This is a genomic window from Flavilitoribacter nigricans DSM 23189 = NBRC 102662, from assembly GCF_002646595.1.
GTDB lineage: Bacteria > Bacteroidota > Bacteroidia > Chitinophagales > Saprospiraceae > Flavilitoribacter > Flavilitoribacter nigricans.
Genome location: NZ_PDUD01000061.1, coordinates 21,962 through 42,036, shown reverse-complemented (window position 1 = coordinate 42,036; position 20,075 = coordinate 21,962). Strand labels below are relative to the sequence as shown.

Sequence of the window (20,075 nt, the reverse complement as noted above, 5' to 3'; positions counted from 1 at the left end):
CTGATTTGCTACCCGGCGACCAAATCCCCTTTCTTTTCCAGGATCTGCCGAATGATGGTTTCTCCGTGATCCCGCGTGTTTTCAATGAACAGCTTACTCGTTTTCATTCCCGCGCACACCACTCCGGCCAGATAAACATTGGGCAGGCTGGTTTCCAGCGTTTCGGGATCGTGTACGGGTATCTGATCTTCGTCGTTCGGGATCTCCAATCCGAGGCGGCCCAGCAGATCGTAGTTGGGTTTGTAACCGGTCATCGCCAATACGAAATCATTTTCGATCGTAAAGGTACCGTCGGGGCCTTCCAGGACTACTTCCCGCGGCCGGATCTCCTTCACCACCGTATTAAAATAGGCCGTAATACTGCCTTCCTTGATCCGGTTCTCAATATTCGGCCGGATCCAGTACTTGACGCCCTTGTAGATATTGTCTTCGCGGATCGCCATGGTCACTTCGGACCCTTTATTCCAGGTCTCCAGCGCCACATCGCAGGCGGAGTTGGCCGCACCGATCACCAGTACTTTTTGTCCGATGTAGGGATGGGCGTCATCGTAGTAGTGCTTTACTTTCGGCAGGTCCTCTCCGGGCACGTTCATCAGCCGGGGCGTATCGTAGAAGCCGGTAGCCACAATAACAGAGCCGGCGGTGTATTCGGATTTTTCCGTCTGGATATGATAACGGCCGTCTTCCTGCCGCTCCATCTTGACCACCGGTTCGTAAAGATGAACCTTCAGGTCATAACTTTGCTGCAGACGCCGGTAATACTCCAGCGCTTCCCGGCGGGTCGGTTTTTCGGTATGAGAAATAAAGGGTGTATCTCCGATCTCCAATAGTTTAGAGGTGGAGAAAAAGGTCATATTGATAGGGAAATGGTAGATGGAATTCACCAGCAGGCCTTTTTCCAGTACCAGATATTTGAGTCCGGCCTTTTTGGCCGCAATGGCGCAATTCAATCCGGTAGGCCCTCCGCCAATAATGATCAGATCGTAATTATTCATAGTAAAACAGCTTGTGCAACATTACAACAGTAAAGAGGATATTGGGGTTTAATTTGGAAACGTGCTAAGGTGGAAATGTGAAAATGTGTTAAGGTGTTGAAGTGTTAATGTGTTAAGGTTGGGAAGTGTGAGTACCCGGCTGCCAGCAGATAGGCTGAAATTCTTTTAACACCCGGAGACGAAAATTCACTAGGGCACGAAAACAGCACATTCAAACATTTCCACATTAACACATTAAAACATTCGTCAACTAATCAACTGTGTAATTTTGGCATACAATTCTTCCGGTCGGATAGGTTTATGGATGTAGGCGTTCATACCGACGGTAAAACACCGTTCCTCTTCCTGTTTGGAAGAACTGGCGGTTAGGGCGATGATCGGAACATCGCTTTTCTGGCGGATCATCCGTGCGGCTTCGATACCGCTTATCTTCGGGATCTTCAGGTCCATCAGGATGAGGTCAATCTTTTCTTTTTCGAACTGTTCCAGCGCTTCTTCTCCGTTATCGGCCGTCACGACCTTCACCAGTTCGGACCAGGAGGTGAGTACTCTTTTGGTGGCGATCTGATTCAGGAAATGATCTTCGACCAGCAAGATGGTCACCAGGCGATCCATGATGCCCCGCTGATTGAGGTGTTTGCGGGTTTTGCTGACTTTCATTTTCAGCTTAAACACCAGGAGATGCTGCTGGTCGGTCAGCGACTTCCGTTCCAGGGTGGCCCCCATGAGGTGGGACAACTTGGATGCGATAAAGGTACTCAGATGCGGCAACGTAGATTTATCGTTCTGATCCTCCCCGAAGAACATCTTCATCAGGTTGTCGTCCTGTTCGGAATCCGGCACGCTGACATCCACCGGCGATCCCGAGTATTTTACTTCTACCCCCAACAATTCCGGTTCCAGCATTTCTACCCGTACGGTGATCATCTTCCCACCCACCGTATGCATGATCGCCAATTCCAGCAAATTGAGTAAAACCTGCTGTATCTTGGATTCATCCCCGTTGACGTAGGTCGGTAAATCATTGACGCGTTCAAAATGGAATTTCAGGTCTGCCTGATCGGATTTGAACTGACCGGAACGATCTACATTTTTCATCAGTTCGTCCAGATTGAAGATCTCTTCCTGCACGCGCAATTCCTCGGAGATAAAAAGGGAATAGTTGAGCAGGTTGTTCAGTACGACCGACAGGTCATCCACGGAGGTTTTCAGGCCCTCGATCAGTTCCCGCTGCTGATTGGAAAAGTTAGATTTTTCCAGCAGATAAAGCAAATTGACGATCGAGCTCAGCGGCGTCCGGATATTGTAGCTCAATTGGGTAAAACGGCTGGTCTTATCGTCCTGCAAATCTTTTTCCGCTTCCGGGGCCGGCGTATTTTCCTTTTGGTAGGTAATGTCCTGCACGCTGCCGATCAGGAGGATCTTATTGGTGATCTCATCGTATTTTACCTGGGCCTGTACCAGGATGTACTTCACCGTCCGGTTGTTAATCACGATCCGGTGCTCGACCCGGGCCACCTCTCCGGTTTTGAGTACTTCCTCAAAAAAGTTGTTGACGCGTTCCTTATCCGCTACGTGTACGTATTTGATATAATCGGAAAGTGTCGGGGAGATGCCTCCCGGCTGGAAACCGAAGATGCGAAAGGTCTCTTCGGACCACTTCATGGCATTGTTGACAATGTCCATTTCCCAATTACCGAAATTGGCCAGTTGCTGGGCATCGCGCGACCGTTTCTCGCGCCGGGAAAGCTCGTTGGTGGTTTCCAGTAATTTGGAATGGGTCTTGAACCGCTGGATGGAATAACGAATGGAATTGACCAGTCTTTTCGATTTGAAAGATCCCTTGATCAGGTAGTCCTGCGCGCCGGCCTTTACGGACTGCATACCAACGATCTCGTTGTTATTCCCCGTGAGAATAACCACTGGTACGTGCGCGGCTTTTTGCAAATAACTTTTGAGCGTATTGAAACCCATGGTATCCTGCAGAGAAAGATCCAATAGCACAATATCGATCTTGTGTTCCTGCAGGATATCAAACCCTCCCTTCAGAGAAGAGGAATGATAAAATTTATGCTTAAAGCCTGCATCGTCTAAGTAGATACGAATTAGTTCCGCATCCGCCATATTATCTTCAATCACCAAAATATGTTCCATGCAGCAGGACTAATTTTATTCGACGCTTTTAAAACGTAAGGCAGCAACAACTGACTTACCCTGTATCGCTACAGCTACTCCATCTATCTTTTGTGACCCGGTAATGCTGGCTTACCCTTAACCGAATGCTTAAATTCAGTAAAGTGTTCACTCCGAAGCACAGATCCGTACACGGTCTGCCTTCCGGGAGCATTACCGGAAATCATTCTTCTTGTATTATTAATTTGTCGCTAGCGGTATGGTTCAGGAAAATGAACCGGCAATTAAGCCAACCTATCACCAAAAAGGGGCCTGCATGTCGTTCATAGTTAACCTCAACACCGTGTTCACCGGATAAAACGTTGGTCGCTTCACCGGGCCATAGTAGGTAAGATGGTTATGGTAAGCCAAAAATCTTCAATTTTTTGGACTATATCAAAAAAATTGTCAAAATCTACCGGTTTATTGATAAAACAGTTGGCATGCAGATCGTAACTATTTACAATATCCTGCATGGCATTTGAGGTGGTTAGTACAATTACGGGAATACGTTTCAGTTCCTGGTCCGTTTTGATCTCCCGCAATACTTCCCGACCGTCCCATTTCGGCAGGTTGAGGTCCAGCAACACCAGATCGGGCGTTGTCTTTTCTTCGTACTGCCCCTGTTTTCTCAAATACCTGATTGCTTCCACACCATCCATCACTACTTCCAGATTCACTTTTTTCTTTCCTTCCTTAAAGGCCTCCTGCGTCAAACGAACATCACCGGGGTTATCCTCAATCAACAATATATTGATCGGCCTCGTTTCCTTTACCATAGTGTTTTGTGTTTGTGTCAATTCTTTGTATGAGCCCAATATAGGGAAAGTTTCGCTATCTTCACGGCCCCAAAATCAATCGCTCAGGCTTTCCCTTATTCAAATTTCATATATGGTGAATGTAAAATCTTACCAGGAATTATTTTTAAAATATCTGGATCAATCCCCCTGGCCGGAATCCCCCAAAGCCTTATACGAACCAGTTGACTATTTGATGCATCTGGGCGGCAAGCGATTGCGGCCGGTACTGGCCCTGATCGCCTACAGCCTGTTTCGGAAGGATGTGGAGCGGGCACTTCCGGCGGCAATGGCCGTCGAGGTCTTCCATAATTTCAGCCTCGTACACGATGACATTATGGACGAAGCGCCCCTGCGGCGCGGCAAACCCAGCGTGCATACCAAATACAACATCAACACCGGTATTTTGTCGGGCGATGTGATGCTGATCTATACCTACGAATACCTATTACAGATCGATGACCCGGAAAAGATCCGGAAAATGGTCTCGGTATTCAATAAGGTAGCCATCAAGGTTTGCGAAGGACAGCAGTACGATATGGATTTTGAGCAGCGGTCCGACGTTACCATCGACGAGTACATCGAAATGATCCGGTTTAAAACGGCAGCGCTCATCGCGGGTAGTCTGGCCCTCGGTGCCATTGCCGCCGGCGCTGCGGACGAGGATGTGCGCCACCTCGAAGCCTTCGGTGAGAATATTGGTCTGGCCTTCCAGCTGCAGGATGATTATCTGGACACCTTCGGCGATCCCGAGAAAGTAGGTAAAAAGGCAGGAGGCGATATCGCGCAGAATAAAAAGACCTTTCTGATCCTGCGGGCCCTGGAAGTTGCCGGCCCCGAACAGCGCAGGGAACTGGAGAAATATATGGGTAGTACCGATTTTGACGAACAGGAAAAGATCACCGCCGTCATGGATATTCTCCGGTCGCTCGATATTCCGGCCCAGATCCTTTCCCGCAAGCAATTCTATCAGGATGAAGCGTTCCGGCACCTCAACGAGGTGAATACCATCAACCAAAACACTCAGATCCTGTACGATCTGAGTATGGACCTGATCGGCCGGGAATCGTAAAGAGATATTATTTTTTTCGTAAACCGTGGGCGGTAAAGCAGTGCTTTATCGCCCATTGTTTTGGCCACAACTAATAAAGGAGCAACCACCGAAGCGGCTACTCCTCACACTATGAAACACTATATAGTTAGGTCCAGATTTGTTTAAAGTATATGCCTTTGGGAAAAGAGAAGAACCGATTAGGATGCAATTATTGCGGTCGGTAATTCCTGTCGATGCAGTACCAATAGAGATGAATCTTAAAGGTATTAATCTTTTTATTAATTACAAAAAGATTTTGCCGTTCCACCATTCCTTTTCAATGATTGCACTGTTTTTCAGATAAAATTTGATCGCCGGCTCGTTCCAGTCCAAAACCTGCCACTTCACCAGTCGGCATTCCAGTTCGCGGGCCCGGTCGAGGAAAGCGTCGAAGAGTTTCTGGCCGAGACCATCCCGCCGGTTGGCTTCCAGCACTACGAAATCCTCCAGATAGAGCATCCGTCCTTTCCAGGTGGAATAGGTCATATAGTACAGCACCATACCGACCACTTCGTCATCTACCCGGGCGACGATACATTCGAATATATCCGCGTCAAAATCCCGGTAGTAATCGTCCAGGGATGCGACAAATTCGGATTCCGCTTTTTCGTATACCGCCAGTTCCCGAACGAGTCCGTGGATGGCTGGCAGATCGGAACGCCGCGCTCTTTCCACTACGATAGAAGGTACCATCATGATCTATTTTTAAATTAGGTGTTTGCGTGTAATAGGATTTGTTGTGGCCGGGTTCCCGAATCCGATCCAGTATAAGAAGACCGGTGTCCGTCCCCTACCCTGCTAACGAATGATCTCAAACGAATTATAGTTCCGCTCCGGCGCGGATTCCACCTCTACGGACTGTACTTCTGCGTACGCCGGTCCCTGTCGGCACCAGTCGATCATGGTCTGCAGCGCCTCTTCTTCGCCTTCGATCTCCGCGTATACGGTGCCATCCGGCTGATTTTTCACCATACCGGTAATTCCCAGTTCCAGCGCTCTTTTTTTGGTGGAATAACGGTAGGAAACGCCCTGAACCTGCCCGCTGATCTTTAGTTGGTATAATGGCATAAGTCGATAAATATGTTGATCCGCGATAATAGAAAATAATTGACAAAAGAAAAAACGCTCACAAATTACTAGCTTTGGGGGCAGAAAAAGACATCATCATGCGTTGGATACTCTACTCCTTCTTTTTCCTGGTGCTGCTGTCCGCTTGTCAATCGGACTCTGAATCCACGGAAAAAGCCGACCTCATCCTTTATAACGCTCAGATCTACACCGTCAGCGAGGCCATGCCTACGGCGGAAGCAGTAGCGGTAAAGGATGGCAACATCCTTCTGGTCGGCGATTCAGCCTCCGTATTCGCCAGCCGGCAGGAGACGACCGAACTGATCGATCTGCAGGGGCAGTTCATGATGCCCGGCTTCATCGAAGGGCACGGACACTTTTCCGGCCTCGGAGGCAGCCTGATGAACCTGAATTTTCTCCGATCCAAAAGTTGGGACGAGATCGTGGCCATGGTCGCCGAGAAGGTAAAAACCGCCGAACCCGGTGAATGGATCACCGGCCGCGGCTGGCACCAGGAGAAATGGATCGTTCCCATTGACGAGCACGTCCACGGTTATCCTTACCACGATAAACTGAGCGAGATATCGCCCGACAATCCGGTACTGCTGCGGCACGCCAGCGGGCATTCCCTCTTTGCCAATGCCAAGGCAATGGAAATTGCGGGCGTCAGCATCGAAACGCCGAATCCCTCCGGCGGTGAGATCGTACGCGACAGTCGCGGCAATGCGATCGGCGTTTTCGAAGAACGCGCCATGAACATTATCGGCCAGGCTTACCAGGAATACCTGAGCGGTCTTTCCGAAGAGCAGCGCAAATCCCAGTGGCTCAAAGGGATCGAACTGGCCCAGGAAGAATGTCTGAAAAAAGGCATTACCTCCTTTCAGGATGCCGGTTCCCGTTTTTACGAGATCGATAGCTACAAGGAACTCGCCGATGCCGGCGAACTCGATCTGCGCCTGTGGGTCATGCTGCGCCATCCCTACGAAGAAATGAAGGACAACATGGAGGGCCTGCCCGTGATCGATTACGGAAACGGTTATTTCACCTGCCGGGCCGTCAAATCGGAAGTAGACGGCGCCCTGGGAGCCTTCGGGGCCTGGCTGTTGAGTTCCTACGATGATAAGGCCGATTTCGTCGGTCAGAATACTACCCAGCTGGAAACGGTTAGCAATATCGCAGACCTCTGCCTGGAACACGACATGCAGCTGTGTGTCCACGCGATCGGTGACCGGGCCAACCGCGAAGTACTCAATATCTTTGCGGAAAAATTTTCCGAACTTCCGGAAAAACAAGACCTGCGCTGGCGTATCGAACACGCCCAGCATCTGGATCCGGAGGATATCCCCCGATTCAGTGAATTGGGCGTCATTGCCGCTATGCAGGGGATCCACTGTACTTCCGATGCTCCCTTTGTGGTGAAACGACTGGGAGAAAAGCGGGCCCGCGAAGGGGCATATCCCTGGCGTTCGCTGCTGGATGCCGGTGCGGTGGTCGGGAACGGTACCGACGCTCCGGTGGAAGATGTGGATCCCATCGAGAGTTTCTACGCGACCGTAACCCGAAAACGCGCCGATACCGGAATGGAGTTCTTTCCGGAACAGGCCATGACCCGCGCCGAAGCGATCAGGTCCTACACCTGGTCCAATGCCTACGCCGCCTTTGAAGAAGAAAAAAAGGGCTCGATCGAGGCCGGTAAATACGCGGACCTGGTGGTGTTGTCCAAAAATTTAATGGATTGTCCGGATGAAGAGATCATGGATACCCAGATCCTGCTGACAATTGTTGACGGAAAGATCAAATACGATGGAAGAAACAATTAACAATTGGATAGATAAAGCCCGGGAACTCCTCGAAGAATGGGGCGTAGATCCGTGGATACTGGCCGGTGGAGCCGGTCTGATCCTGCTGGTGATCATCATTCTCATTGTCGCTAACCGGAAGCCCAAGGCTACTTTTCCCGGCCTGGTAATCAACCTGTTCCAGATCGCACCGCTGGGCCGGGATGCCTTTCTGAAGATCCAGAATCCCGCCGGACCGGTCATCCTGAGCCAGTACAGGATCATTGGCCGGAATGATGTGCTCGTCAAGAACCACCTGTCCGGACACCGCATGGAAAACCAGAAAGAATACAGTATTCTGCTGGAAGCAAATGGTGATAAACGCCTGGAACCGGATTTTTCCCTCGAACTCACTTATATCACCGAAGAAGGCAAGGTCTACCAACAAAAGTTGCTGCCCGGGCAACAGCGGGTAGAACCACCGAAGCGGGTATGATGTTTAGATTCCTGTATTAATGAATTAGAGCGGCCCGGACATCCATCTATTAATGCCGATGCTCCGTGCCCTCACTATTTTATTTTTAATTCGGGATCTTTCTAGAAGTCATCCCCTTCAAATTTATACACAGCAAAACTACCATGCAAAAAGTAGATATTCTGGCCATTGGCGTGCACCCCGATGACGTTGAACTGAGTTGTAGCGGCACGCTCCTCAAACATATTGCCCAGGGAAAAACCGTTGGACTGCTGGATCTGACCCGCGGCGAACTCGGTACCCGCGGCAGCGCGGAGATCCGGGACACGGAAGCGGCCAATGCGGCCGAACTGATGGGCGCCGCCTTCCGCGTTAATCTGGAAATGGCCGACGGATTTTTTCAATACACCAAGGAAAACATAATCCGGATCGCCGAAGTGATCCGTAGCTGCCAACCGAAGATCGTACTGGCCAACGCCGTACACGATCGCCATCCGGACCACGGCCGCGCGGCCAAACTGATCTCCGATGCCTGCTTTTTTTCCGGATTGCAGAAGATCACTACCTACGATGCCCAGGGGCAGCCGCACGACCGCTGGCGGCCCGATGCCGTTTACCACTACATTCAGGACCGCAACCTGAAACCGGATTTTGTGGTGGACATCTCCGACTTTATCGATAAGAAGGTAGAATTGATCCTGGCTTATCGCTCGCAGTTCTATCTGCCGGATGCCGAGGAATACGCCGAAGAACTCGATTCTCCCATTTCGGGTAAAGATTTCCTGGATTTCCTCAAATCGAAAGCCGCCGCTTACGGACGTGATGCGGGATTCACCTTCGCCGAAGGGTTTACCGTGGAGCGTACGCCGGGGGTGTTGGATTTGTTTGATTTGGTTTGACGGTTGAGGGTGGACGGTCAATGGTTGACGGTGGAGGGTCGATGGTGGAGGGTCGACGGTCGACGGTGTAAAAAAAAGGAGAGCCAGGGCGGTCGCCTGCTCTCCGTGAACTCACTTGTTGAAACTATAATTTGATCTTTCGTTTTGTTATGACACCCGAAAGGTGCCTTTAAGCTTTGTTTCCACTACCTATTTAAAGCCTACGTGGTCGATATAAATAGCTCCGACCACTCCTTTGCCCTGAAACAGGATATCCGTCCAGGTGGTGGCAGCTGTACCGCCGTTCACCGCTGAAATGGGAATTACGATTTCGGACCAGGCTCCTTCCACGACATCAAAGCCGGTGGGTGTGCCCCAGCCTTCGTTGACTACCAGTTGTACCGTGCTGCCGCCGGTGCCCTCACCGCCGTAAACGTAAAACACAAGCTCGGAATAGCCGCTGACATCGATGGAAGCGCCGCCCCAGCGGATCGCATCCCAAGAACCGTCGTAGGTCTTTTTGGCCGAATTGGCACCCGCGAAGACGACTTCCGAGTTTTGCCAGTCGGAAGCACCGCCCCAGCCCCAATCGCCCCAGGCCCCCAGGCGGGAATCTTCGTAGATCAGTTCGCTGAGTTCATTGAGGTAGACCACGTTGAGGTCCGGACTGATGGATACATCCTCAAATTCGGTGATGAGTTGCAACGGACCGTCCGCCGCGCCTTCCGGCACCCATACTTCGATGAAGGATTCGGATTTGTTTCCGTAGCGGGTAGCGGCCACATCCCCGGCAAAGATCACCTGCACGGCTGCATCCATTTTTTCACCTTCCAGACGGATCTTCTCCCCTACTTTCGCCAGGGATGGCATAGAGAGTACGAGCGGCTGAATGGAAGAGGTTACCTCCAGGGCGGCATTAGATACTACCTGAGCGTTATTCACCGTTTCCAGGACGATCACTCCACTTTTGGCCGTCAGCGGCAGATTGACTACCAGTTCCGTTTCGGTTTGGGATACGATCATCCCTTCCAGCCCTCCGTCGAAGAGCACCCGTGATACCAGATCCAGATCGGTGCCGTAAATGGTGATGCTTTCGTTATCTTTTACCGCCAATGGGGTTACCTGACTGATGGTTGGGTCAATGAGTTCCAGTACGGATGCGGAGCTGCTGGTTTCCGCCACTGTATTTACGGTTACCACCGCTTCGGTCGCCTCCCAGGGTACGGTCACGACCAGTTCCGTCTCCGATTTGCTGATGATGTTCCCGACCTGTCCGCCACCGAAAACGACTTCGGTTACCAGATCCAGATCCGTACCGCTCAGGGTGATATCATTTCCGGCTTTTATCAGAGCCGGGCTGATATCGGTGATCGTCGGTGCGGTAATGTCCAGCGCCGGTACGGAGGGGACCTGCACTCCGGAAGCGACTTCCACCTGAATGCTGCCTTCCAGCGCATTATCCGGCACCACCAGTTTCAGCGCGGCCGGACTTGTTTCGTAAAATTCCGTGACCTCCGCATTACCGGTGAAAATCACCCGGGTGGCCAGATCCAGATCCGTGCCACTGACCGTCAGGGTATCGCCCGGACGTATAGGTGCCGGGGTCAAAGCGCTGACGGTAGGCAAGACGATCTCTACTTCGGCCTTCGATTCGATGACAACGAGATCATCCCCCGCAGCTCCATTGGAGATCCGGATAGTACCGGTACGGGCTTCGGCGGGCACGGTAACGACCAGTTCCGTTTGTGACTGACTGACAAAATCCGTCACGACCACATCCTTGGCAAAAACCACTTGCTGGATCAGATTCAGGTACGTACCACTTATCGTCAGCGGCTCGCCGGCCTTCAACGGCCCCGTGGACAGATCCGTGATCGAGATTGGCTCCGAGATGGTCAGGCTGGCCTTGGAGGTAACCTCCGTACCATCCGCTACGATCCGGATGGGTCCACTGACCGTTTCGGTGGGAATGATCAATCTGATGGAAGTGCGGCTTTGTTCGAGAAAAGTCTGTACCGTTACGTTGTCGGACAGAACAACCGCACTCACCCGGTCCAGGCTGCTGCCAATGATCCGCAGGGTATCTCCCCTGAGGAGCGGTGAAGGGCCAAAACTCAGCAATTGTACGTCATTGCTGTCAATGGCCGCGGTTGGTTCCTCATCCTTCTCACAGGCCTGAAAGATCAGTACCGGTACCAGCAGGCATAGAAACCAGAACGTTTTTTTAAACATAGCTATATTAGACATTGGCTCGTTTTTTATTATTGTAATCGGACAATTAAAGCGAGACCGGGACCATCGTCGTCAGGTCCGTTCGCTTCACTTTGTCCAATTAGCAGTTTTTTACATCGACCGGGCCGCAAAGTTTGCGTTCTTCACCAGTGGTTACCTCCGGTCGGTTTGACGGCGATCCCATTGGCAGTCTACTTGGGCACCAGCCGGAAATTATCAAAGGCAATATCGGCATCCAGCGCTCCCGGTCCGTGCCACCAGAAACGGAAGGCATACCCCTCCGAACGGATCCCCACATCGGTCGTAGCCTGAATGGTTTCAAACGGGATAACGACGGTTTGCCATGCTCCCTGGGTGTCCAACGGGCCGGTCCAGATGTAAGCATTATCAAAATCCTCGAAATTGCCGATCAGGATCTTGATCGCATTGGCGTCAAAAGGATTGAGGGTATTGACCTCGAATTTGAAATTGTAGGCAGATGGGTCCGCAATGGCCTCATCCGGTATCAGGTGGCGGTTGCCGAAAGCATCGACCGGGCCTCCGGCCATATCCGCCCAACCCCAATCGCCGACGTTGCCTCGGTAGTATAGAAAATTACCGTTGATGGCAATTTCCGATCCGGCATCGCCGACATAACCGTCTGACCACCAGCCCGTCTGGGGGTCCATACCAAAAAAGATATTCCGGGAATCCCGGAAGTGGAAACCGGATTCGGCCGCACCGAAGTTGGTACTCACGCCGATCGATCCTTCTTCGGCACCCTCGGGAACGGTCACCTGAATGCTGGTTTCGGTTACCGCTACAACGGTACCGTCCACGCCGCCGGGGAAATGGACCTGCAGCGGCTCGTAGAAGAAGTTGCCATAGATCGTCGTCGTTTCGCCCGCCCGGGCGTATTCGTTCTGCATACTTTCGATCTGCGGTTCGGGAATATCCACGGTGAAATCATAAACGGCTTCCCGGCCGTCCCCGCTCACCACCCGCAGAAGATTGTTGACCTCACGGGGCGTATTATTGGGGATACTAACGATAATGGAGGTTTTGGTGACGTAATTCGGATTCAGGCTGGCCCGCTGGTCGTTGAACCAGACCTGACGCACATCCTGCAGATTATCACCAATAATAGCCACCAGGCTCCCCAGGAATCCCGCCGACAGCAGGGAATCCGAGACGGCAGCGTCCGTGGGGCGCACATAATAAATGACGGGGTCGCCCGCTATGCCCGTATCCTTTTCGCAGGAAGTCAGTAGGAAGCTGCCCAGCGAACCGAATAGTGCCATTAGGGCGGTATATTTCAACCATTTTTTCATAACGATTGTCTTTGTTGTTTTGGTAGCAGGCGGTGATACGTATCGGTCATACACAATCGGGTCGCTCGGTATCCACACCTGGATTTATGATTAAACCAATGCACTTTCTTACTGAAAATCGTATCGCTCGGCCTCCTGGGCCAGCAGCGGATTGGAAACCACTTCCGCAGCGGGTAAAGGCAGAAAGATCTGAGATTCACTGAAGGTGACCGGGGTTTCCGGCGGCACCAGGATGTAGTGATCGATATTCGTCGGGTCCGGATTAGGAATGTTGTTCCAGTCCATTTGGTAAGTATAGGCCCGTTGCTGCGCGTTCAGCATCGCCAGAGCTTCCTGCGGTGCGCGGTAGTAGTAGCGCTTGATATCGAACCAATACTGCTGTTCCAGGGCAAACTCCACTCTTCTTTCCCGCAGGATATCCAGAAAGGTCAGGGAACTCAGTGGCTCCAGTCCGGCCCGGTCCCGGATGGTATTGACATAATCCAGCGCCTGGGCATCGGAGGTCGATTCCGCCGCACCCAGCGTAGCTTCGGCGTAAATGAGATAGACGTCCGCCAGTCGCAATACGTAGGAATTCAGGCGCGTGGCCTGGTTGGTAGTCACCCCACCGTTGGTATCCTCAAAAGAACCGACGATGTATTTTTTGGTGTTATTCAGCACCGGTGCGGCAAATTCGAGGATTACGTCCGGATTGCCCGGATCGCGGTAGGCGATCTCGTATAGATAGCCGCCCTCATCCGTATTCATTTCCGGATAGAAGTCACCGGCCGTCATGTAAATGGCCGAACGGCGTTTGTCGCCCTCCTCCACCGCCTGGATCAGGTCATAGGTTGCAGAGATGCCGCCGCCCCAGGCTTCCGTAATGCCCGTGATCCGGGAACTGCGGGCCCACTGGGCCTGCCGGTTGTTACCGGTACCGTAACTGCCTTCGATCCACTGCAGTGCAAAAAGGGACTCTCCGCTGTTGTTGTTCGGGATCTTGAACAGGTCCGCATAATTGGGCATCAGGCTCAGGCCACTGTTCTCGATCACGTCCGCTGCCAGTTCTTTAGCCTTGGTGAAATTGGCGGCAGAATCCGCGTCATCCAGATCGGAAGCCATGGTCAGGTGCAATTTGGCGAGCAGGCCTTTGGCCGCCCAGGAGGTGACCCGCCCCGGTTCGTCCGTTTCCGGCAGATTGGCCGCGGCAAATTCGAGGTCGCGACGCATAAACTCGTAGAGGTCCGTACGGAAGTTTTTGGGTAACAATACCTCGTTGGAAGCGATCAGGTCTTTGGAATTCTCAATGATCGGCGCCTCCCCCCAGTACTCGGCGATGAAAAAATAGGCCGCGGCCCGCATGAAACGGGCTTCGCCCAGCGCCGCGTTGATCACCTCTTCGGATACCCCGAATCCCGGTGCGATATCCGGCACATCGGTGATGATGGAATTGGCGTAGGCTACCACCCGGTACAGGCTTTTATAGCCGTTCAGCAGGTGAGCATTACCGGAGTTAAAGGTATTGAACATGAATTGGCCCTGCTGATCGTAGGTATAGTAGAGATTCCCGGCCATCAGATCTCCGGCCAGCCAGAACAGGTTGGCATTGAAATCGAACCAGGGCAGGCTGTACATGGCCGCCGTACTGGCCCGGATGTTGGACTCGCTGTTGTAAAAGTTTTCCGGCGTCGTCCGGTCCTGCGGTACGATCTCCAGGAACTCCTTGCTACAGGCACTACTGAATAGCAGGAATGCGAGCAGTGTAATATATTTTGAATAATTCATTGTCTGGTATTTTTCGGTTTAGCGGGATTAAAAGTCCACATTCAGCCCCAGGGTATAGAGGGTCGGCGAGGGATAACGCCCCATATCCACGTTTTGGAGCAGGGAGTTCTGATTGAAAGCGCCGATCTCCGGATCGTAGCCCGAGTACTTGGTGAAAGTTTTGAGGTTCTGCACATTCCCGTAGATCTGTAGATTCCGGATGAATCCGGGCGTATAGGATTTGGGCAGGGTGAATCCCAGCCGGATATTCTGGATCCGCAGGTAGGAACCGTCCTCGACCCAGCGATCGGAAGCCCGGTTGTTCCGGTTATTATCGTTGGTGGCCCAGCGCGGTACGGTGGTCCCCGGATTGGCCAGAACTACGTTGGCCGGATCGATATCCGAACCATTCGGGTCGAGCAGCTGGTACTGCGCCCGGTTGCTTACGGCCTGCGACTGGTTGGAAAACGGACTGGTCATTCCCTCGATCACCACCCGGGTATAGTTGAGGATCTGCGCTCCTCTCGAGCCCGTCAGATAGACATCCAGCGATACTGGACCGAAATTGAAGGAGTTATTCAAACCAAAGGTAAAATCCGGGTTCGGGTCGCCGATCACCTGCTGATCGTTGATATCGATCACGCCGTCACCGTTCAGATCCTTGAACTTGATGTCACCGATCCACACCCCGTCGCGTTTATCGACCAGATTCTGTCCGTTGGGATTTTCGGAGGTTTCCGATCCCGGCGCTTTGATCTGTACGGCGTGGTTCAGGATATCCTGCTCATTCTCAAAAATGCCCTCGGTCACGTAGCCGTAGAATTGCCCCACCGGCAGGCCGGCCTGGGTGATGGTAGCGGTCTGGAATTCAGAATACCAGTACAGGTTCTCTTCCAGGCGGCTGCCCGTGGCATTGAGTTCCAGTACTTTGTTCCGGTTGCGGGTAAAGGTGAAATTGGTGCGCCATTCGAAATTGGGTTTATCCACGTTTACGGTGTTCAGCCCCAGTTCGAAACCCTTGTTTTCCAGGGTGCCGATATTGGCGTAAGGCGCCTGGACATCCCACCAGTCGGGGCCGCCGAGATAGAAGGGAAGGTCCACCTGGAGGAGCAGGTCCCGGGTTTGTTTATTGTAGTAATCGGCAGTCACACTTACCCGTCCGTCGAACATTCCGAAGTCGACCCCAACATTGTACTGTTCGGTAGTTTCCCATTTCAGGTCCGGGTTGCTGTATTTTTCGTTGCGGTAGATGGTTCCCAGCGCCGTATTGTTCGTTACCAGTGTGGAGGCGTACAGGAAGTCCGGAATGGCCTGGTTTCCCGTCTGCCCGTAACCGACCCGTAATTTGAGATCGCTGACGAGTTCCTGATCCTGCAGAAATCCCTCTTCCGAGATCCGCCATCCGAGCGAGCCGGAGGGGAATAGCGCCCAGCGGTTGTTCGCCCCGAATTTGGAGGAACCATCCGCCCGCAGGGTAAAGGTGGCCAGGTATTTTTCGCTGAGAATATAGTTCATCCGGGCGTAGTAGGAAGCCAGACTGGAAGCTCCCTTCCAACCGTTGGTCAGCGTATTGGCCGTTTCTCCCTGGTTCAGCACCTGGATATCGTTGGTGGCAAATCGCCGCTTGGTGACGGTGATCCCCTCGTACTGTGAACGTTGGATCTCGCTCCCCAGCAATACGGTCAGATCGTGGGCCGCTCCCGGTTTAATGTTATAGGTCAGGTAGTTCTTCCAGATCCAGAAGAAATTGGATTCTTCGCGCTGACGGAACTGGCTTTCCGTATTTTCAATACTACCCCATCGGTAGGTCGGCAGGAAAGCCTTATTGATGGAGTTGTTGTTGTCAAAACCAAATTCACTGCGCAGGCTCAAACCTTCCAGGATCTGAGCTTCTCCGTAAAAATTGGCCAGTATTTTCTGCCGTTTCAGGCCGTTGTTGCGCAGAAGTGCCGTGCCGATGGGGTTAGCCTGGGTACCCCAGGAGTCCGCCGGCGGCCCGGCAAATGTACCGTCAAAATTGCGCACCGGCACATCCGGAGACATGGTCAGGGAGCCAAAGATCACGCCATCGCCTCCGTCGTTCAGGGTAATGACCTCATCCGTAGCGGCGAAAGTGATCCGGCTTCCCAGGCGAAACCAGTCGTTGACTTCGGTATCCAGATTAAGGCGCGTTGTGAAACGTTCAAAGTTGGAACCGATCACAATGCCGTCCTGACTGAGGTAACTGCCGGTAACGGCGTACTGGGATTTGTCTGTCCCCCCGGAGATCGCCAGTTGGTGGCTTTGCATGGGCGCGGGGTCGAATAGTTCTTCCTGCCAGTTGGTGCCTTCGCCCAGAATGGACGGATCCATATAGCGTTGATCCGGCTCCTGGTTCAGGTCGTCGGCTACCTGCAGGCGGTAGGCGGCAAATTCCCGCAAATTGAGCATATTGATCTCTTTCGGCACCTGCTGTACAGCGTAGTAACCATTGTAGGAGATCTTTGCTTTGCCGGCTTCCCCGCGTTTGGTCGTGATCAGCACAACCCCGTTGGCCGCCCGCGAGCCGTAGATCGCCGTGGCCGAAGCATCTTTCAGTACTTCGATCCGGGCAATATCGTTCGGATTGATCGTGGAAAGGGGGTTGACCCGGCTTTGGCCGTTAGCACCACCCGCCCAGTCGAAACCGGAGATCGACTGACCGTCGCCCTGAATGGGCACGCCGTCGATAACGTACAGCGGCTCGTTGGATCCCGTGATGGAGTTTGTTCCCCGGATACGGATCGAAACCGCTCCACCGGGCTGGCCGGAGTTTTGGGTAACCTGGACACCCGCGATCCGTCCCTGCAGCGCCTGATCCACATTCGTAGTGATGGTTTCGAGCAGGCGGTCTCCGGAAATGGAAGCTACCGCCCCGGTCAGGTCACTTTTCTTTTGGGTACCGTAACCGACCACGACTACTTCGTCCAGTTGGGTGACATTTTCCGCCAATTCGACCTCCAGGCTGGTACGACCGCCGACGGCAACCTCCTGGGCCAGAAATCCCGTATAGGAAAACTGCAACACACCATCACCGGCCACATCGATGCTGAACCGACCGTCGATATCCGTTACAGTCCCGGAAGTGGTGCCCTTCACCAGTACGTTTACCCCGATCAGCGGATCGCCCGCTTCGGAGGTGACCAGCCCGGTCACCGAGCGAACGGCGTTTTGCGCCTGCAGCGAAAAGGCGCTCAGCAGTAACAGCAAACCGGCCAGCAACACCGCGGGCGGGCGCTGGCGGGAAGCGCATACGGTTCGTGGTTTCGAACCGTTATGATTGTCTCTTTTCTTCATAATTAGGATCAATTTTGCTTGCGATAACGGAATTTGCGTGGTTGGTCTGTTGGTTAAGTAAGGTGCCGGATATGCACGGGTCAACTATGTTCTATTATAATTTTGATGCGGTGGTATTCGTAACTTTCGGATAAAGTAGATCGATCGGCTCCAATTCGTACCGCTCTGGTAATGAGTTGGTTCAACTTTTATGCGGTAGGACAAATATGGAGGTCGGTAATTAAAAGGATAGGTGGTTTTTGTAACATTCTACGGGGGAGTTTTTTTCGAAACCGCTTTTTGGGCAATTTTTATTTGGAATAATCCGCTCTTTCCCGTCGGAAGTCTAAGCACTTCGGAATTGAGAAATGGAAGGTTCAGAAACGACAAGTGGTTTAACGGGGCAATACCGCTAAACCACTCGTCTGATCGTTTTGTCCATTTTTAGTGCCGAACAGTGAAAATTAATAAAGCTTGTCTTCACCGCGAAGGCCGCGAAGCCGCGAAGTTTTACAATGACTAATTTCGAGAAAATTTGCTGATGCAAATTTTTCGATCTTTTGCGACATTAACGGTCAAGAGCGCAAAGGTTAGTGGATTTGCCGACGGCAAATTCACTAAAAAGCTAAGCGCCTTTAGGTGAAATTCAGTTATTTCTGGTTTTCGATTTTTAATTATTAATGTTCCTCACTACTAATGGACTTAATCGGTCTTATTCCTGCGTTGACTCCCTGGCGTAGGTCAGGACCTGAAACAAAGCACGGCCATTGTGGTAGGCTCCTTTCCACTGGTGAGCTTTTCGTTGCGAGATACTTTCGGGAGCCGTATCCAGCCCGTTGGCATACCAGCCACCGTATTCCGGATCGATCATCTCTTTCTGTATATAATCCCACATTTTCCGGAAGGCTTCTTCGTAAACCTTTTCGTTGGGAAAATACTGCGTCATCAGCCCCAGCGCGTGCCAGGCTTCTGCCTGCGCCCACCATACCTTGTGATTATTGACGATCTCCATTTCCCGGTCGGGGGGAAAGCGGTAACCACGATCAAACAGGCCATAGTAGTCCTGATCAAACCCATAAGCCAAGGTGTGGTCTACCAGCGCCTTGGCGGTTTCCAGGGTTTTAGCGTCTACCGCTCCGTCGTTCAGAGATTCTGAGGCTTCAATCAGCAGATAGCCCGTTTCAATATCGTGCCCGAAAGACTGGTGATCAAGCGGTAGATTGTCCAGTATGTAAGCGCGGGAAGAATCCCGGTGACTGATCGGTTCCCAGTCCTTGGTAAAATACAGATGCAGATAACCATCTTCGTTGACCATCGTGTCTCTGACGAGGTGGAGCATTTCGGCCAGTCGCTCCCCCACGAGTGGTTCCGGCAGGACCTGATAAGTGGTAGATAACGCTTCCAGCACGTGGATGCTGGTATTCTGGTCCTTCCATTCCGGCTTACCCCAGCCCAGACTGCCGGCGTAGCGTTGCTGCGCGGTATCCGTAGCGGACAGCGGCTCGTCAAAGATCAGGTTATAATACCCCCGCAACTGAGGATCATGGGCCCGCGATTCCAGCCATTGAAAAGCTTTCCGAACCCAATCCATCACCGCCGGCTCCGGGTTGATGCGAGCGTATTCCGCAAGGGCAAATAGGGCAAATGCGTTGCTGTAAGTCATTTTATAGGATGGCTCCGAAGGAGTAGCGGCTACCGGTGGAAAGTACTGGTAGAAGCCGCCGTATTGCGTATCCCACATTTTTTCGGTGAGGAATCGAAAGCCCGCATCTGCCGCTTCCCGAAAAACCGGCCGGTCCGGGAAAAAGGCCGCTGCCCGGGCTGCGGTCCAGAGGCCCCGCGCCTGGGTGACGAGCATTTTATTTTGCGATTCGGAAGGCGTCCAGTCGCGTTCGAAATTGGTCAGGTAACCACCATTGACGGTATCCACAATGCGTGGATACCAAAGTGCCATCAGTTGTTCGAGTTCGGTTTCTATTTCCGCTACCGGAACGCCGAGGTAAGTCTCCGGCTCCGGCTGCTTTTCCGGTCCGCAGCCGAAACCGGCCAGGACCATTACCGCCCAGGCCAGTAAGGTAAATGTTCTCATACTTGTCAATCTATTTCCGTTTTGTGTAAAGGAGGTTGAATTTTTTCAGGAGTGCGTGTTTCCGAAACTATTTTGCAATTGTCCTTAGATCGGTGCCGGGCCTTCTTCCGCTTCCGGTGCTTAAAGCTAGGGAATTTAGTTCAGGCCCGGA

Annotated in this window: 14 protein-coding genes; 4 read left to right on the top strand and 10 right to left on the bottom strand. The window is 52.3% G+C overall.

What is annotated here, in order from left to right:
- Positions 1-8: 8 nt before the first annotated feature.
- The 3 genes from CRP01_RS38525 to CRP01_RS38515 form a co-directional block, all read right to left on the bottom strand.
- Positions 9-995 (bottom strand): YpdA family putative bacillithiol disulfide reductase, encoded by a 987-nt coding sequence (locus CRP01_RS38525; RefSeq protein ID WP_099155440.1) that lies wholly within the window; start codon positions 993-995, stop codon positions 9-11.
- Between the two features lie 246 nt (positions 996-1,241).
- Positions 1,242-3,149: a response regulator gene (locus CRP01_RS38520; RefSeq protein WP_099155439.1), complete on the bottom strand. Its 1,908-nt coding sequence runs from the start codon at positions 3,147-3,149 to the stop codon at positions 1,242-1,244.
- A 350-nt stretch (positions 3,150-3,499) separates the two neighbouring features.
- Positions 3,500-3,946, bottom strand: a complete 447-nt coding sequence (locus tag CRP01_RS38515) for a response regulator (protein ID WP_099155438.1) — start codon at positions 3,944-3,946, stop codon at positions 3,500-3,502.
- Positions 3,947-4,058: 112 nt separating this feature from the next.
- Between CRP01_RS38515 and CRP01_RS38510 the strand changes: the two genes are divergently transcribed.
- Positions 4,059-5,036 (top strand): polyprenyl synthetase family protein, encoded by a 978-nt coding sequence (locus tag CRP01_RS38510; RefSeq protein WP_099155437.1) that lies wholly within the window; start codon positions 4,059-4,061, stop codon positions 5,034-5,036.
- 264 nt (positions 5,037-5,300) lie between these two features.
- Here CRP01_RS38510 and CRP01_RS38505 read toward each other — a convergent pair whose 3' ends face one another.
- Both CRP01_RS38505 and CRP01_RS38500 read right to left on the bottom strand, forming a co-directional pair.
- On the bottom strand, positions 5,301-5,753 hold the full coding sequence (locus CRP01_RS38505; RefSeq protein WP_233752832.1) for a GNAT family N-acetyltransferase: 453 nt from the start codon (positions 5,751-5,753) through the stop codon (positions 5,301-5,303).
- Positions 5,754-5,855: 102 nt separating this feature from the next.
- Positions 5,856-6,125 (bottom strand): acylphosphatase, encoded by a 270-nt coding sequence (locus CRP01_RS38500; protein ID WP_099155435.1) that lies wholly within the window; start codon positions 6,123-6,125, stop codon positions 5,856-5,858.
- A gap of 98 nt (positions 6,126-6,223) precedes the next feature.
- Here CRP01_RS38500 and CRP01_RS38495 point away from each other — a divergent pair, with 98 nt between their 5' ends.
- The 3 genes from CRP01_RS38495 to bshB1 all read left to right on the top strand — a co-directional run bounded on the left by CRP01_RS38495 (position 6,224) and on the right by bshB1 (position 9,277).
- Positions 6,224-7,945, top strand: a complete 1,722-nt coding sequence (locus tag CRP01_RS38495; protein WP_099155446.1) for an amidohydrolase — start codon at positions 6,224-6,226, stop codon at positions 7,943-7,945.
- On the top strand, positions 7,929-8,399 hold the full coding sequence (locus CRP01_RS38490; RefSeq protein ID WP_099155434.1) for a hypothetical protein: 471 nt from the start codon (positions 7,929-7,931) through the stop codon (positions 8,397-8,399). Before CRP01_RS38495 ends, CRP01_RS38490 begins: the two co-directional genes overlap by 17 nt.
- 143 nt (positions 8,400-8,542) lie before the next feature.
- Complete coding sequence (gene bshB1 / locus CRP01_RS38485; RefSeq protein WP_099155433.1) at positions 8,543-9,277, top strand: bacillithiol biosynthesis deacetylase BshB1; 735 nt, start codon at positions 8,543-8,545, stop codon at positions 9,275-9,277.
- A 189-nt stretch (positions 9,278-9,466) separates the two neighbouring features.
- On the opposite strand, the gene CRP01_RS38480 is transcribed toward bshB1, so the two are convergent.
- From CRP01_RS38480 to CRP01_RS38460, 5 genes are all read right to left on the bottom strand, one after another.
- Entirely contained in the window at positions 9,467-11,503 is a 2,037-nt protein-coding gene (locus CRP01_RS38480) for an IPT/TIG domain-containing protein (protein WP_099155432.1), read from the bottom strand.
- A gap of 176 nt (positions 11,504-11,679) precedes the next feature.
- Positions 11,680-12,798: a glycan-binding surface protein gene (locus CRP01_RS38475; protein ID WP_099155431.1), complete on the bottom strand. Its 1,119-nt coding sequence runs from the start codon at positions 12,796-12,798 to the stop codon at positions 11,680-11,682.
- A gap of 108 nt (positions 12,799-12,906) precedes the next feature.
- On the bottom strand, positions 12,907-14,562 hold the full coding sequence (locus tag CRP01_RS38470; protein ID WP_099155430.1) for a RagB/SusD family nutrient uptake outer membrane protein: 1,656 nt from the start codon (positions 14,560-14,562) through the stop codon (positions 12,907-12,909).
- Between the two features lie 27 nt (positions 14,563-14,589).
- Positions 14,590-17,856, bottom strand: a complete 3,267-nt coding sequence (locus tag CRP01_RS38465; RefSeq protein WP_099155429.1) for a SusC/RagA family TonB-linked outer membrane protein — start codon at positions 17,854-17,856, stop codon at positions 14,590-14,592.
- Positions 17,857-18,547: 691 nt separating this feature from the next.
- A complete protein-coding gene (locus CRP01_RS38460) occupies positions 18,548-19,924 on the bottom strand; it encodes an AGE family epimerase/isomerase (protein WP_099155428.1) in 1,377 nt (458 codons plus the stop codon).
- Between the last annotated feature and the right edge of the window lie 151 nt (positions 19,925-20,075).